This window comes from Yoonia sp. (assembly GCF_046292185.1).
Lineage (GTDB): Bacteria > Pseudomonadota > Alphaproteobacteria > Rhodobacterales > Rhodobacteraceae > Yoonia.
The window spans coordinates 22,406-37,198 of record NZ_JBKBQY010000025.1 but is presented as its reverse complement, the minus strand read 5'-3'; the positions used below and the strand labels follow the sequence as shown (position 1 = coordinate 37,198).

The following is a 14,793-nucleotide window of genomic DNA, read 5'->3' as shown; positions in this document are numbered from 1 at the left end:
CGAATTCCACGAACGGGTCAGGCATCAACCCGATCACCATCGTCAGCACCGCCAGAAAGATCACCGGGATCAGCAATGCTGCACGACCGGGCAGGGAGGACAGTTTTGGCTCAATCCCGTCGGGATGCGGTTTCCAGAACGCTTCGGCCCAGATTTTGGTCATGGAATAGATCGTCATCAGACCCACCGCCAGCGCGATGAAGGCGACGACCCACAGACCTTCGTCCAGCGATGCCTTGACGATCACATATTTCGCCCAGAACCCCGACAGGGGCGGGAAACCGGCCAGCGAAAAGGCAGGGATCAGGAACAGCGCACCAAGCAGCGGGCTGGATTTGTAAAGCCCCCCGATCTTGTACACATCCGACCCGCCCGTCAGCCGCTGGCTGATGCCCGCGATCAGGAACAGGTTCGCCTTCACGATGATGTGGTGGACCAGATAGAACACCGCCCCGACCAGCGCCAAAGGCGTATAGATCGCCAGACCCAGGATCATATAGCCGATTTGGCTGATGATATGGAACGACAGGATCTTGCGGAAATCCGACTGCGCCGCCGCCCCCAGAACCCCGGTGACCATGGTGAAACAGGCGACCCATAGCAGGATCGTATGGGTATAGCCGATGTCATGATCAAAGATCAGGCTGAACATCCGCATCAGCGCATAGACCCCGACCTTGGTCAGCAGCCCCGCAAAAACGGCAGAGACCGAAAAGCTCGGCGTGTGATAGGCGGCGGGCAGCCAGAAAAACACAGGAAATGCGGCAGCCTTGACCCCGAAGGCAACCATGAACATCATCGCGATAACGGTCAGCAGCGCCTGATTTTCGATGTTTTCTACCTTCAGCGCCAAATCAGCCATGTTCAGCGTGCCGGTCTGCCCGTACAGCAGCCCGATCCCCATCAGGAACAGGATCGTCGACACAAGGTTCAGCGCCACATATTTCACGCCGCCGTCGATCTGTTCCTTGCCGCCATTGATGATCAGCAGCCCAAAAGAGGCGATCAGCATCACCTCGAACCAGACATAAAGATTGAACAGGTCGCCCGTCAGAAATGCGCCGGTCACACCCGCGATCAAGATCTGAAACAGGGCGTGATAGCCAAGGCTGCCGTGGCGCGCATCGACATCGGACAGCGCATAGATCGCGACAGCCAGTGCCGTGATCGCCGTGATCAGCACCATGACCGCAGACAACAGATCAGCGACCAGCGTGATGCCGAAGGGGGCAGCCCAGTTGCCCATTTGCCCGGCGACAACGCCCTGGTCCAGCACCAGGGCCATCAACACGCCCGCAGCAACCAATCCGATGGCCGACCCGGCCACGGAAATCCACGCACCGATGGCCCGTTCACGCAAGAGGTAACAAATGATCGCTGTCACGAATGGCAGGATCAAAGGAAGCGACAGATACCAGCTCATCCCTGTTCTTTCGGTTCAGCGACGCGCATTTCGTCGGTATTCAAAGTGCCAAGGCTGCGATAGGCGCGCACAGCCAAAATCAATGCGAAGGCAAACAGACCAAAGCCGATCACGATGGCCGTCAGCACCAGCGCCTGCGGCAGCGCATTGGCGACCACACCTGCGGGCGCATCCAGCCCATCGGGCACCAGCGGCGGCGCACCCGCGGTCAACCGGCCCGAAACGAAAATCGCCAGATTGGCGGCATTGGACAACAAGATCAGCCCGAACAGAAACCGCATCAGATTGCGCGCCAGCATCAGATAGACGGAAGCCGCCACCAGAACACCGATCAGGATCGACAATAGCGGTTCCATCACACCTCCTCTTCCAGGGCAAAAACAATCGAAAGCACGGACCCGAGCACGACCAGATACACCCCCACGTCAAAAATCAGCACCGATGACAGCGGGGTGCCCTTATCCTCTGGCGTGGCGTTGATGAACAGCCACTGGCCGGTGAAAAACGCATCCGACCAGAACACCGCCATGATCCCGGCAAACAGGGCCATGCCCAGCCCAACAGCGGCAATATTGGTGGGCCGGAACCGCAGCGCCCGGCGCGCATCCGCCGTCCCGCAGGCAATGGCGAAGATCACGAAACCCGTCGCCGCTACCAACCCGCCGATGAACCCACCACCCGGCTGGTTATGACCACGCAGCAGCATATAGACCGAGAACACGACCAGCAGCGCCACCAGCAACCGCGATCCGGCGATCAGAATGATGGATTTCATGCCGCGTCCTTTCCAGGTTTGCTGCGCAGCAGCGCAAAGATGCCAATCGCTGCCACCAGCACCACAGCGATTTCACCGAATGTATCCAGCGCGCGGAAATCGACGAGGACGACATTGACGATGTTCTGGCCAAAGGCTTCGGGATAACTGGCCGCCTCAAAGAAATCGGACAGGCCACGATCAATCGGGCCGGTGGTCGCCATCAGCAGGATCAGCGTGACCACGACCCCCATCGCCACAGCGACAGCCGCATCCAGCCAGCGCTTGTTCAGCGGTTCTGCGCCAAGCGCAGGCAGGCGCAGGGCGGCGGCGGCGAACAGTACGACAATCAGCGTTTCGACCAGCAATTGGGTGATGGCCACGTCAGGCGCGCTATAAAGGATAAAGATCATCGCGATCCCGATACCCACGACACCCAGCCCGGCAATTGCGGTGATCCGCGACTGGGTCCAGATCGCAAGGCCGGTGCCAAAGATGACAAGACCGAAGACCAGCCAATCGGTCAACGCGACCGGGGTCCAGACAATCGGCAGAACCAGCGCCTGTTTGACGACCATGGTCACGGCCATCGCCAGCAGCGCCGTGATGAATGTGACCATGATATAGAACCGCAATTGCCCGGTCTGGATCACCCGCGTCTGCCATTTGGCGCCGTTCAGCACCGCGGCCAGCAGATTGTCCCAGCCGCGGTCGAAATGCGGGCTGCGGTCGACGATGGTGATCAGCGTTGCGCGTAGCTGCGTGCTGAAGACGTAGATCAGGAAACCCAGTGCAAAGGTCGCAAGGCTCAGCACCAGTGGCAGGTTGAACCCGGCCCAAAGTTGCAATGTCTTGGCATCAGCGGTGGTGCCAAGGATCGAATCGACCGTCGGGTGGATCAGGCTGGCCTGCAACCATTGTGGGAAGATCCCAAAAAATGCGCCCAGAATGGCAAGCACGACGGGTCCCGCCAGCATCGGCCATCTTGCCTCTGATATGCCTGTCATGGGCTTGCCTGCCTTGCTGAAGAACGGGCGATACCCGACGATGGCCGCAATCGCGAACATCAACGCATTGGCGATCAGCAACGCAGCGGCGACCAGCAACGGGGACGATACAGCCTCCAAACTCCCCGCATAGGACAATTCCTTGGCGATAAAGCCCAGAAAGGGCGGCAGACCGGCCATCGATGCACCGGCCAGCACTGCCGCCATTGCCGTGATCGGCATGGCGCGGCCAAGTCCGTACAGTTTTGCCGTCTCGCGCGTGCCGGTCTGGTGGTCCAGGATGCCAACGACAAGGAACAGCGCCGCCTTATAAAGCGAATGCATCAGCAGGAATGTCACCGCCGCCGTGATCGCATAGCCAGAATTATTGGCCAAAAGCAGCGTCAGCGCGCCAAGCGCCATCAGCGTCGTATAGGCCAGCGCCTGTTTCAGGTCGGTCTGGCGCAACGCCATGACCGAGGCAAAGACCATCGTCACCGCCCCCGCAATTGTCAGCGTCCAAAGCCAGACATCGGTGCCTGACAGCGATGGATGTGTGCGCGCCATCAGATAGATACCCGCCTTCACCATCGTCGCTGAATGCAGATAGGCGCTGACGGGGGTCGGGGCGGCCATCGCATTGGGCAGCCAGAAATGGAACGGAAACTGCGCGGATTTGGTAAATGCGCCCAGCAGTACAAGGATCAGGATCGGCAGATACAGCGTGCTTTGCGTCAGCACACCGGGCATTGCGCGGATTTCAGAAAGCTCGAACGTGCCCGCGACAGTGCCGATCAGGATGATTCCCGCCAAAAACGCCAACGCCCCGGACCCGGTCACCAGCAGCGCCTGCAAGGCAGACCGGCGCGATTTCGCATCTGCGTGATTAAAGCCGATCAGCAGATAGGATGTGATCGTGGTCAGTTCCCAGAAAACGAACAACCCCAACAGGTTATCTGCCAGAACCAATCCCAGCATCGCCAGCATGAAAGACGTCAGGAAAAGCGAAAATCGCGCATGTTGCGGATTTCCCGCCAGATATTTCGCGGAATACAGCATCACCAGTGTCCCGATGCCGGTGATCAGCAGGCCAAACAACAGGCCCAGCCCGTCGATGACGAAACTGACATTGACCCCAAGGCTCGGCACCCAGGCCCAGACATAGCGCAGCGACCCGCCGCCCGCGACCACAGGCAGCGCCTGTAGCAGCAGCAAGAACAGCGCCCCTGTGATGATTACGGGAATGATGCCGGCGGGTGTTACCCAACCCTTTGAAGAACTACTAGCCACGTATTATTCCCGGTCAGCGAAGAATTGAACGATTGCACCGGACATAACGATAGGGGCCGAGAAAACAAGGCTTTTTGCCGAAAAAACGACCTGAATTCTGTCGGTTTTTTGCGTGTCGCAAGAAAAAACGGCCACCGATATGGCAGCCGTTCATGAAGTGACAGGTCGGAAAAGCTCAGCCGCGCCAGGTGCGCACCGGACCACAATCCATATGGACGAAATTGGACCCGCCGTAGCGTCCGACGCCGCCAGCGTTGAAAGCTGCGGCTGCGCTGGCCATTTGTGAAATGTTCCGGCTGCGCAGTCGCAGATCGGCGGCCTGACCACGCATGTGCAGCGATTCGCGTGCGACGCCCGCACCGCGCTGACCCAGCATCGCATTCGTGGCGGGGGACCGGTAGCCTGACAAAAGAAGATAGGGTTCTGTGGTTTCCATCAACCGGGCCGCGCCGGACATGATGTCGATGGTACGCAGGTCCATCTGGACCGCCTCACCGGTGCGCCAGTCGCGCATATGCATGTTAATCTCTCGCACCGCTTCGGCGATATATTCGCCTTCGATCCAGTAGATTGTATCAAGAGTTTCACCCGTTCGCCCATTGTACATGGCGATGCGGCGAATGTCGCCTGCGCCACGCAGGAAACCCTGCGCATTGGCAAAGGTCGGTGCCGCTGTGATTGCTGTGGCCGCCAACGCGCCCAAAAGCCCACGCCGGGTCAAGCCCGAAGTCTTCGTATTATCCATTTTACGCGCCTGTCCCGTCGCTCATCTTTTGTTTCCGTTTGTAACGGAATTTTCATCATGCCCCCAAGATGTGCCGTTCTTATGGCATATTCCGACTCAGTGACCAAGTCTTGTTTAACCAAAGAGTGTAAACGAACCTGAAATCGGCGAGAATTTGCGCAGATGGCAATTTTGTCATCATGTAGCGCTGCTTGCGCGGAACCTGCGTTTTGGCTACGCCCGATGGCAGCATTGGATGGCAAGAGGTGGCGATGACATATTCCATTCGGGAAATCGCACATGCGCTCGCAGCACAGGCGCATGGCGATCTTGACCTGCGCGTCCATCAGGCAGCAGAGCCCGCATCGGCCGGGCCCGATGATCTGGCCTTGGCGATGCAGCCGTCCTATGCGCCGGCCCTGCAACAAGGGGCTGCGCGCGCGGCGATTGTCTGGCCTGGCGCGGATTGGCAATCTTACGGGCTTCAGGCTGCGATCATTGTGCCGCGCGCAAGGCTCGCCCTGGCGCGGGTGACGCAATTGCTGGATACGCCACAGCCCGGTGCCGGGATCAGCCCCCATGCGCTGATCGATCCTACGGCGGTGGTCGCACCCGATGCGACCATCGGGGCATTCACCGTGATCGGCGCCCATGTGGTGATCGGGCAGGGTGCCTGGATCGCCGATCACGTCAGCATCGCCGCCGGGGTCATCATGGGCGCGGATTGCCGGATTCATGCCGGTGTGCGTCTGCAACGCCGCGTTACTTTGGGCGACCGCGTGATCCTGCAACCCAATGTTGTGGTCGGCGGCGATGGATTTTCCTTTGTCACCGCCGCACCGTCCAATGTGGAAATCGCGCGCGGCACGCTGGGGGCGGGCGATCTGACCCCGCCGGAGGACCCGGTCTGGCACCGCATCCACTCCCTTGGCGGCGTCGTAATCGATGATGATGTCGAAATTGGTGCCGGTTCCACCGTCGATGCGGGCACGATCCGCGCCACGCGCATCGGTGCGGGCACGAAGGTGGATAATCTGGTGCAGATCGGGCATAATGTCGTCATCGGCGCGCATTGCCTGCTTTGCGCACAGGCGGGCGTCGCCGGGTCGAGCGTGATCGGTGACCGTGTCGTCGTGGGTGGCAAGGCGGGGATCGCCGACAACCTGCATATCGGAGCCGATGCCGTGCTGGGCGGCGGGTCTGTGGTCCTGTCCAATGTTCCCGCAGGCCGTGTGATGATGGGCTATCCTGCAACGAAGATGCAGACCCATATCGACAGTTACAAGGCATTGCGCCGCCTGCCGCGTCTGTTGCGCGATCTGGCGGGGCGCTGAGCGGGCTTTACGAAACCTTCATATTCCCGACATAGACACGGCCAACGAACGGAGACAGCCATGACCACAGACGAAAAGATCATCGCCATCATTGCGGAACAGGCGATGCTTGACCCCGGCGATATCCGGACCGATGCATCGCTTGCCGATCTGGGGGTCGATTCGCTGGGTCTGGTGGAATGTATCTTCGCCATTGAAGAGGCGTTTGACATCACCGTCCCGTTCAACGCCAATGACCCGTCAGAAAGCGATTTTGACATCTCTTCTGTTGGGGCGATCATCGCGGCGGTCAAACAATTGCAAGCGGATCAGGCCAGATAATGGCCCGCGTGGTCATCACCGGCGCAGGCACGATCAATGCGCTTGGCGCGGATGTGCCTGCCACCTTGGCCGCCATGCGCGAGGGGCGCTGCGGTATCGGCCAGCTCGACATCGTCGATGTGGACCGGCTGTCGATCCAGATCGGCGGTCAGGTCAAAGACTATGCAGAGGCGGATCATTTCAACCGCCAGCAGATCGCGCTTTACGATCGGTTCACCCAATTCACGCTTCTGGCCGCGCGGCAGGCCATCGGCCAGTCCGGCCTGTGCTTTTCCGGCGCGCTGGCGGATCAGTCGGGCGTTGTCCTTGGTACTTCGGGCGGTGGGCTGAACACGCAGGATGAAAACTATCGCGCGGTTTACGGCGAAGGCAAAAACCGGGTCCATCCGTTCATCGTGCCCAAGCTGATGAACAATGCCGCCGCATCCCATGTCTCGATGGAATGGAACCTGCGCGGGCCGACCTTTACCGTCGCCACTGCCTGCGCGTCATCCAATCACGCGATGGGGCAGGCGTTCAACATGATCCGCTGCGGCATGACCAAGGTGGTGATCACCGGGGGATCGGAATCCATGCTGTGTTTCGGCGGGATCAAGGCTTGGGAAGGGTTGCGCGTGATGTCGCGCGACGCGTGCCGCCCGTTTTCCGCCACCCGCAACGGCATGGTGCAGGGCGAGGGGGCAGGGATCTTCGTGTTCGAGGATTACGATCACGCCCGCGCCCGCGGTGCCGACATATTGTGTGAAGTGATCGGTTTCGCCATGACGTCGGACGCATCCGACATCGTGATGCCATCCAAACAGGGGGCGGCGCGCGCGATTGCCGGCGCGATCAAGGATGCCGGCATCGCACGGGAAGAGGTGGGATATATCAACGCCCATGGCACTGGCACAGCCGCCAATGACAAGACCGAATGCGCCGCGGTCGCCGATGTGTTCGGGCGGCATGCGGATAAGCTGATGATATCCTCGACCAAATCCATGCACGGCCATCTGATCGGCGGCACCGGGGCTGTGGAATTGCTGGCCTGTATCATGGCGCTGCGCGACGGGGTGATCGCGCCTACCATCGGCTATGAAGAACCCGACCCCGAATGCGCGCTGGATGTCGTCCCGAACGTGGCGCGCGACGCCAATGTCGATGTGGTCCTGTCCAACGCTTTCGCATTCGGCGGGTTGAATGCGGTGCTGGCCCTGCGCAAGGCGGCCTGACGCTGCGCCCGAGGCGGACCCGGACGCAGCCACGGGTCAGTCAACGATATCGAGAGAATCGTAACCGGCAGTGAACCCGTTCAGCGACATATTCAGCAGGAATTCTTCCTCTGGGGCCGCGGCAGGCACCAGTCGCAGCACGGCAGAGACGCCACGCTTGAGCTGGTCAATCTCGCCCTGCGTCATGCCCAGTCGGGCGACACAGCCCGCCGCATTGCAGAATGAGAATGGGTAACGGCGCGATTCACCGCCATTGATGGTGATGGTCAATTGCTGCGTCAGCAATGTTTCCAGCGGCACCACGACATTGGCCCCGGCGACGGCCTGTCCACCTTCGGGCAGGCGGAAAAGGTTGAATTCAGCCACCGGCGCATCATCGGCATTGGTCAGCAATTGATACAGATTGCAGCGGTCTTCCTCGCCCTCGGCGCCGCGCAGACAGCGTTTTTCCCAGTCGCCATAGGTTTCCTCGACATAGATCTGGCCCACGTCAGAACCTTCTGCATCTGCGGTAACCGGCTCGCCCAGATCAAGCGCATCTGCAGGAGGGGGTGTTTGTGTCTCTGTTTCGGTGGTGTCCTGGCTGAAACCTTGGGTGCCAAGGGTCAGCAGTCCCGCCATGGTCAGGGCGGTCAAAGTCATACGCATATCGGATCATCCTGTATTGTCCGTTTGCGGAGTTAACACGGCAAAGCGCCCGTGTCAGGGATAAAAATCAGGTTGGTGGCGGTCCCTTGCCCATGAAATGCAGGCAAAAAAGGGCCCGTTTCCGGACCCTTTCGGTATTCTCCCTGTCGGACTTGGCCGACTATTGCGCGAAATTTACGCAAACGCTCCCGTTCCGTCAACAGCTATTGCAAACAAAGCCCGGGGTGAGAAAAAAGGCCGCACCCCAAGGGCGCGGCCAGTCATCAGGGAGAACAGCAAGAAGACCACAAAGCCCTTGCCGGTTTAAACTGGCACAGAAAGCTTAAGAATGTATTTTGAGACGGCCGATCAAAGCCTAGGTCATTGTTCCGAGGGTACCTCAGGTCGCGTCTCGCTCCATGATCCATTCTACTTCTGGCGCGGGGACAAAACGCCAGTTCCGGCGCGGTCCGGCCATGACATTGAGGTAATACATCTCGAACCCGTAGGGCGCGCCACAAGGGTGGTGGCCGCGCGGTACCAGAACGACATCGCCGTCCTTGACAGCCATGGTTTCGTCAAGGTTGCCATCGTCGGTATAGACCCGCTGCACGCCGAAACCCGCAGCAGGGTTCAGACGGTGATAATAGGTCTCTTCCAGGTAGGTGATGCGGGGAAAGTCATCTTCGTCATGGCGGTGCGACGGATAAGAGGACCAATGCCCCGCAGGCGTGAACACCTCGGTGACCAGCAGGCTGCCTGCGAAATCCTGGTCCTCCATCGCGATGTTGTTGATGTGGCGGGTGTTGGTGCCGCGTCCGCGTTCGGTCAAGGTGATGCCGTCGGGACCGATCCGCCGGGCGGCGTGACCGCCTGTGCCGGGGGCGGAACAGACAGCGATCACGCAATCAGTGTCCGCAGTGGCGTGCCAGTCAGTGTTATCTGGCAGATACAGGCAATGAGGCGGTTTCTTTTCGAACACGTTCATCCGGTTGCCCAAAACGCCCCAGTCCTGCCCGCCGCCGCTGATTTTTGCGCGGCCTTCGACCAGAACAAGGATCACTTCGCGGTCTCCGGTCGGTTCGGTCGCCACATCGCCTGCGCACAAGCGGTAGAGCGAAAAGCCGACATAGCGCCAACCTGCCGATGCCGGTGTGATCGCGTGAACTTTGCCGCGGGTGCCAAAGGGTTTGCGTAAAAGATCGGTCATGGCGTGTCCTTGTCTCTGGGGTCTTGTGGTTCAAACGCGATAAAGAATGCATAGGACAGATACAGCCCGAGGGCGCCGAACAGGATACCCCAGAAAGGGCTGCCGGTCGCGAATTCGAAAAGCGACCAGCCAAGGGCAAGCACGGCAATCACGACGCGCCGCCAGAGCGGTGCGTAGAACGGGTGTTGAGGGTCAACCAGATGCACGAGTATGGTCCAGTCCGACCTTCGCCGCCATGCGCCTGAGCGACCGCAGGCCCAGGTCCTGAAAATGGCGCGGATCCCGCACCGCGCTGTCCTGCTCCGCCTCGATCACGAGCCACCCGGAATAACCTTGCCGTGCCGCCGCCTCCAGCACGGGCTCGAAATAGACGGCCCCTTCGGCGTCGCCGGGTACGGTAAAAGCACCGCGGCGGACCCCTTCGAGAAACGACAGCTTTTGGTCGCGGACCTGCTTTGCGATATCGGGGCGCACGTTCTTGCAGTGAATATGGCTGACCCTGTCCATGTACCTGCGCGCCAGTGCCGCCGGATCGGCGCCGCCAAACCAGGCGTGTCCGGTGTCGAGCAGCAGGCGCGTTTCGGGCCCGGCCATGTCCATGAACCGGTCGATGTCGGCGGCGGATTCGATGATCGTGCCCATGTGGTGATGGTAGCCCATCTTGACGCCGTGGCTATGGGCGAAGGCTGAAAGCGCCTCGTATCCGGTCGAAAACCTTTCCCATTGCGCATCGGTCATGATGGGACGGTCGTTCACCGGGATATCATCATCGCCATGCACCGTATTGGAACATTCGCATGCATTGATGTGATCGCCATGCGCAGCACGGGTAAAGTCAATCCATGCCTTGAGGCGGGCCTTCTCGGTGTCGATATCGTTGATCAGGATATTGGTCGAAAACCAGCCCCCCGCGAAGCGTAGCTCGTAACCATCGAGCGCGGCCTTCAGCCCGGCACCGTCATCGGGCATCTTGTGACCCTTTTCTATTCCGTCAAAACCGATCTCGCGGCAATCCGACAGGCAGTCGTCAAGGCTGAGGTGATCGCCGATGGACCAGTCGTCGTCGTTGGACCAGGCGATGGGATTAGTGCCGAACAGTATCATGGTGCGCTCCGGATATGCGTCTCAATTAAAAGTGCGTTGCAGGGCGATGTTGGCGTTATAGCGGCGGCGGGCAGCGTCAAGCCGGTCTTCGCTGCCCGCCTGGGGGACGGCGACATCCCACCAGTGGCCACCGGCGTCGGTGCCGGGCACTGCATCGGTGTCGATCACGATGACGGACGGGACGTCGCGCGCGCGCGCTTCGACGATCAGGCGTTCCAGATCAGCGATGCTGGTGGCCTTGACCGCATGCGCGCCCATCGACGCGGCATGGTTGACAAAGTCAATTCTGGGCCAGACATCGCTGTCCTTATACATGTTGTTAAACTCGGCCCCGCCACACGCGATCTGCAGCCGGTTGATACAGCCGTAGCCGGAATTGTCGGTCAGGACGACGGTGAAGGCTATGCGGCGCGCAGCGGCGGTAGCAAGTTCGGCATTGGCCATCATGTAGCTGCCGTCACCGACAAAGCAGATCACCTCTTTTTCCGGCGCGGCCAGCTTGATGCCCATGGCTCCTGCCACTTCGTAACCCATGCAGGAATAGCCATATTCCATGTGATAGCCGCCTGGTGCGGCCTGCCACAATACCTGCAGCGCGCCTGGCATAGTGCCTGCCGCGCACATCGCGACGGTATGGTCCTGCGCCACACGCTGCACCGCGCCGATCACCTGCGCATCCGTCGGCAAGATGTCGCCGTCCGGTTCGGGCGGGGCTGTGACGCGGGCCACTTCGGCCAGCCAGGCTTCGCGCGATCCCGGGTCATGCGCGTTGAAGCGCAGTTTCCCGAGCGCTGCCGACAGCTCCGTCAGCGCTGCCCTGGCATCGGCTACCAGCGGCGTAGCCATATGCTTGGTGGCATCGTAAGGGTGCAGGTTTATCGACACCAGCCTGCGCGCCGGGTTGGCGAATACCGTCCATGACCCGGTTGTGAAGTCCTGGAACCTTGTCCCGACACCGATCACAAGGTCTGCCGCCGCGGCGAGATCGTTGCCGCAGCCCGACCCGGTCACCCCGGGCGAGCCAAAATTCAGCGGATGATTGGCCGCAATGGCCCCTTTACCCGCCTGTGTTTCCAGCACCGGGATGTGGTGCGTTTCAGCAAAGCGGATCAGAGTCTTTTCGGCAGCGGAATAGATGACCCCGCCGCCAGCGACGATCACGGGACGCTCTGCATCGGCGATCATCCGGGCGACATCCGCAACTTCGCGCGGGTCGGGGGCCGGGCGGCGGATGCGCCAGACGCGCGGTTCAAAGAATGCCACCGGGAAATCGAAACTTTCCGCCTGTACATCCTGACAGAATGCCAGCACGGCTGGTCCCGCGTTCTGCGGATCGGTCATGACGCCCATGGCGCGGGGCAGCGCCGTCAGCAGGTGTTCGGGCCGCGCAATCCGGTCGAAGTACCGCGCGACCGGTTTGAAACAATCGTTTGCCGACACCGTGCCGTCGTCAAAATCCTCGATCTGTTGCAGAACCGGGTCGGGGCGGCGATTGGCGAAAACGTCGCCGCAGATCAACAGAACAGGCAACCGGTTCACATGTGCCAGCGCGCAGGCGGTAACCATGTTGGTCGAGCCCGGCCCGATTGAGGAACAGACGGCCATCGCGCGCCTGCGCCGCGATGTTTTGGCAAAGGCGATGGCGGCATGGGCCATGGTCTGTTCATTCTGGCCGCGCCATGTCGGGATCGCATCGCGAAAGCGGTGCAGCGCCTCGCCCATTCCGGCGACATTGCCATGACCGAAAATCGCCCAGACACCGGCGATGAAACGGGCAGGGTCCTGCACTGCCGCCGTGTCGTTTGTGTTTTCATCCTCAATCATCTGGGCTGAAAGCCATTTGACCAGCGCCTGTGCCGCTGTAAGCTGGATTTTGTCGTTCATGCTGCCTGCTCCTTTGCCCGCGTCCGGGCCGTGTCCCATATACTGCAAAGCCGGTTGAACCGTTCCGCCATCTGGCGCACGGCATCGGCGTCATCCATATCGCCGGTCAGCCAGGCACGTGCGGCGTCGCCGAAAATGGTCCGCCCCACGGCAAAGCCCTTGACCAGCGGCTGCGCTGCGGCCAGCGCAAAGCTCTTTGCCAGTTCCGCCTCGGGGGCATCGAGCCCAAGCACCACGATACCACGTGTGCGCGGATCATTGCGTGCAATCGCCGCTGTCGCGCTTGCCCAGGCGGCTTCGGTGCGGAATGGTTCCAGCTTCCACCAGTCGGGACGCACGCCGGCATCATAGAATTGTTGGATCAAAGTTGCGCTGGTTGTGTCATCCACCGGGCCGACCTTTGAGGGAATGATTTCCAGCAGGAATTCCAGCCCGTTGCGCCGCGCCGCAGTGAACAGCCGCAGCACATCGGCCTCTTGGTTCTTTCGCATAACTGCGTCGTCGTCGGTGTGGCAGAACACCAGCAGCTTGACCACGTTTTCGCGGGCCCATTCCTGCAGCCCACCCAGATCGCACCCCAGATCGGGTTCGAATGCGATGGGGCGCGATCCCGGCCATTCGGCGGGCCGCCCGATCCAGAGCCCTGTACCGCTGGCCGCGTGCAGTGCTGCGCGCCCGATCCGGTTGTCGCACAGGATGCCGTAGCCGGGTCGTCCGTTTTGCACCTGCAGCGCCGCCTGCAGGCACAATTCCTTGAACCGGCTTGCCTTGTCAGGCGTGTAGCCGTCCATCTGTTCCAGTTGCAGCCGGTGGTCAAAGGCGAAGGTCCGCAGCGTCGACCAATCGCCATGTCGTTTGGTCGCCCAGTGAACCTGTTCAAGCTCTGCGTCGTTGCGCAGATCGGGACGGATGATTCCGCGATCCAGGAAGAACGTCAGCTCTTCCCAGCTTGGGTAGGCGGGCGTGCAGCCGTGGCGCGACACCGCAAAGGCCCCGCAGGCATTGGCGTATTTGAGGGCGGTAGGCCAATCTTCATCATCAAGCCATCCCTTGAGCAGCCCTGACATGAAACCATCCCCCGCGCCCAGCACGTTGAACACCTCGATCGGAAAGCCCGGCCCGGTCTGCCCGTCGTCAAGGTTGTCTGGGATGTCGCCGTCGAATGCCACGGCCCCCATTGGTCCGCGTTTGCACACCAGCACCGCCGTCGCCCGCGCCCGCACCGCGCGCAACGCCGCGATCGTGTCGGTGGTGCCGCCCGCGATGTGGAATTCCTCTTCGGTGCCGACGATCAGGTCGAACAGGTGCAGGGTCTTCTGCAGCCGTGCCGTAACTGCCGCACTTTCCACGAAGCGGCTTTCGCCGTCGCCGTGGCCCGCCACGCCCCAGAGATTCGGCCGGTAGTCGATATCGAGTGCGGTGCGCGCCCCCGCGGCGCGCGCGAGCGTCAGCGCCTTCAACGTTGCCGCCGCCACCGCGGCATGCGACAGATGCGTGCCTGTTGCCACTATCGCACGGGCCGAAGCTATGAACGCTGGATCGATGTCATCCTCGGTCAGGCCCATGTCGGCGCAGGCTTCGCGATAGAAAATCAACGGAAAGCTGTTCTGATCCCGGATACCCAGCAGCACCAGGGCGGTCAGGCGGTCAGGATCGACCTTTACCCCGTCGGTGTTCACGCCTTCGCGGGCCAGTTGTTCGGTAATGAAACGCCCCATGTGTTCGTCGCCGACGCCCGTGATCACCGCAGAGCGCAATCCCAGCCGTGCCGTTCCGCAGGCAATATTTGTAGGTGAGCCACCGATATACTTGGAAAAGGACCCCATATTCTCTAGCCGGCCCCCGATCTGGTCGCCGTACAGATCAACCGAAGAGCGGCCAATCGTGATAAGGTCGAGTGTGTGTTTTGTCATCCTGACACCTTT

At 60.8% G+C, this 14,793-nt stretch carries 14 protein-coding genes; 3 read left to right on the top strand and 11 right to left on the bottom strand.

From position 1 onward, the window contains the following. The 5 genes from ACK4TM_RS06775 to ACK4TM_RS06755 form a co-directional block, all read right to left on the bottom strand. A partial coding sequence (locus tag ACK4TM_RS06775; protein ID WP_409698676.1) for a Na+/H+ antiporter subunit D occupies window positions 1-1,423 on the bottom strand: 1,423 nt, incomplete at its 3' end. Further along, window positions 1,420-1,779, bottom strand: a complete 360-nt coding sequence (locus ACK4TM_RS06770) for a Na+/H+ antiporter subunit C (RefSeq protein WP_409698673.1) — start codon at window positions 1,777-1,779, stop codon at window positions 1,420-1,422. The genes ACK4TM_RS06770 and ACK4TM_RS06775, both read right to left, overlap by 4 nt. Further along, a complete protein-coding gene (locus ACK4TM_RS06765) occupies window positions 1,779-2,198 on the bottom strand; it encodes a Na+/H+ antiporter subunit B (protein ID WP_409698670.1) in 420 nt (139 codons plus the stop codon). Before ACK4TM_RS06765 ends, ACK4TM_RS06770 begins: the two co-directional genes overlap by 1 nt. Further along, entirely contained in the window at window positions 2,195-4,378 is a 2,184-nt protein-coding gene (gene mbhE, locus ACK4TM_RS06760; RefSeq protein ID WP_409698667.1) for a hydrogen gas-evolving membrane-bound hydrogenase subunit E, read from the bottom strand. Before mbhE ends, ACK4TM_RS06765 begins: the two co-directional genes overlap by 4 nt. Before the next feature lie 250 nt (window positions 4,379-4,628). After that, entirely contained in the window at window positions 4,629-5,198 is a 570-nt protein-coding gene (locus ACK4TM_RS06755) for a YcbK family protein (RefSeq protein ID WP_409698664.1), read from the bottom strand. A gap of 251 nt (window positions 5,199-5,449) precedes the next feature. On the opposite strand from ACK4TM_RS06755, the gene ACK4TM_RS06750 reads away from it, so the two are divergent. Genes ACK4TM_RS06750 through ACK4TM_RS06740 form a run of 3 tightly spaced genes read left to right on the top strand, consistent with a single transcriptional unit; the run spans window position 5,450 to window position 8,043 of the window. Then, a complete protein-coding gene (locus ACK4TM_RS06750) occupies window positions 5,450-6,511 on the top strand; it encodes a UDP-3-O-(3-hydroxymyristoyl)glucosamine N-acyltransferase (RefSeq protein ID WP_409698661.1) in 1,062 nt (353 codons plus the stop codon). Between the two features lie 60 nt (window positions 6,512-6,571). Beyond that, window positions 6,572-6,832 (top strand): acyl carrier protein, encoded by a 261-nt coding sequence (locus tag ACK4TM_RS06745; protein WP_409698657.1) that lies wholly within the window; start codon window positions 6,572-6,574, stop codon window positions 6,830-6,832. Then, window positions 6,832-8,043, top strand: coding sequence for a beta-ketoacyl-[acyl-carrier-protein] synthase family protein (locus tag ACK4TM_RS06740; protein ID WP_409698654.1), 1,212 nt, complete (start codon window positions 6,832-6,834; stop codon window positions 8,041-8,043). Before ACK4TM_RS06745 ends, ACK4TM_RS06740 begins: the two co-directional genes overlap by 1 nt. Before the next feature lie 36 nt (window positions 8,044-8,079). On the opposite strand, the gene ACK4TM_RS06735 is transcribed toward ACK4TM_RS06740, so the two are convergent. From ACK4TM_RS06735 to iolC, 6 genes are all read right to left on the bottom strand, one after another. After that, window positions 8,080-8,691 (bottom strand): invasion associated locus B family protein, encoded by a 612-nt coding sequence (locus tag ACK4TM_RS06735; RefSeq protein ID WP_409698651.1) that lies wholly within the window; start codon window positions 8,689-8,691, stop codon window positions 8,080-8,082. A 379-nt stretch (window positions 8,692-9,070) separates the two neighbouring features. Continuing rightward, window positions 9,071-9,880: a 5-deoxy-glucuronate isomerase gene (gene iolB, locus ACK4TM_RS06730; protein ID WP_409698648.1), complete on the bottom strand. Its 810-nt coding sequence runs from the start codon at window positions 9,878-9,880 to the stop codon at window positions 9,071-9,073. Next, on the bottom strand, window positions 9,877-10,086 hold the full coding sequence (locus ACK4TM_RS06725) for a hypothetical protein (protein ID WP_409698645.1): 210 nt from the start codon (window positions 10,084-10,086) through the stop codon (window positions 9,877-9,879). Before ACK4TM_RS06725 ends, iolB begins: the two co-directional genes overlap by 4 nt. Beyond that, on the bottom strand, window positions 10,073-10,984 hold the full coding sequence (gene iolE / locus ACK4TM_RS06720) for a myo-inosose-2 dehydratase (RefSeq protein ID WP_409698643.1): 912 nt from the start codon (window positions 10,982-10,984) through the stop codon (window positions 10,073-10,075). The genes ACK4TM_RS06725 and iolE overlap by 14 nt, the downstream gene beginning before the upstream one ends. Window positions 10,985-11,005: 21 nt before the next feature. Beyond that, window positions 11,006-12,868: a 3D-(3,5/4)-trihydroxycyclohexane-1,2-dione acylhydrolase (decyclizing) gene (iolD, locus tag ACK4TM_RS06715; protein WP_409698640.1), complete on the bottom strand. Its 1,863-nt coding sequence runs from the start codon at window positions 12,866-12,868 to the stop codon at window positions 11,006-11,008. Further along, window positions 12,865-14,781, bottom strand: a complete 1,917-nt coding sequence (iolC, locus tag ACK4TM_RS06710) for a 5-dehydro-2-deoxygluconokinase (RefSeq protein ID WP_409698637.1) — start codon at window positions 14,779-14,781, stop codon at window positions 12,865-12,867. The genes iolD and iolC overlap by 4 nt, the downstream gene beginning before the upstream one ends. Between the last annotated feature and the right edge of the window lie 12 nt (window positions 14,782-14,793).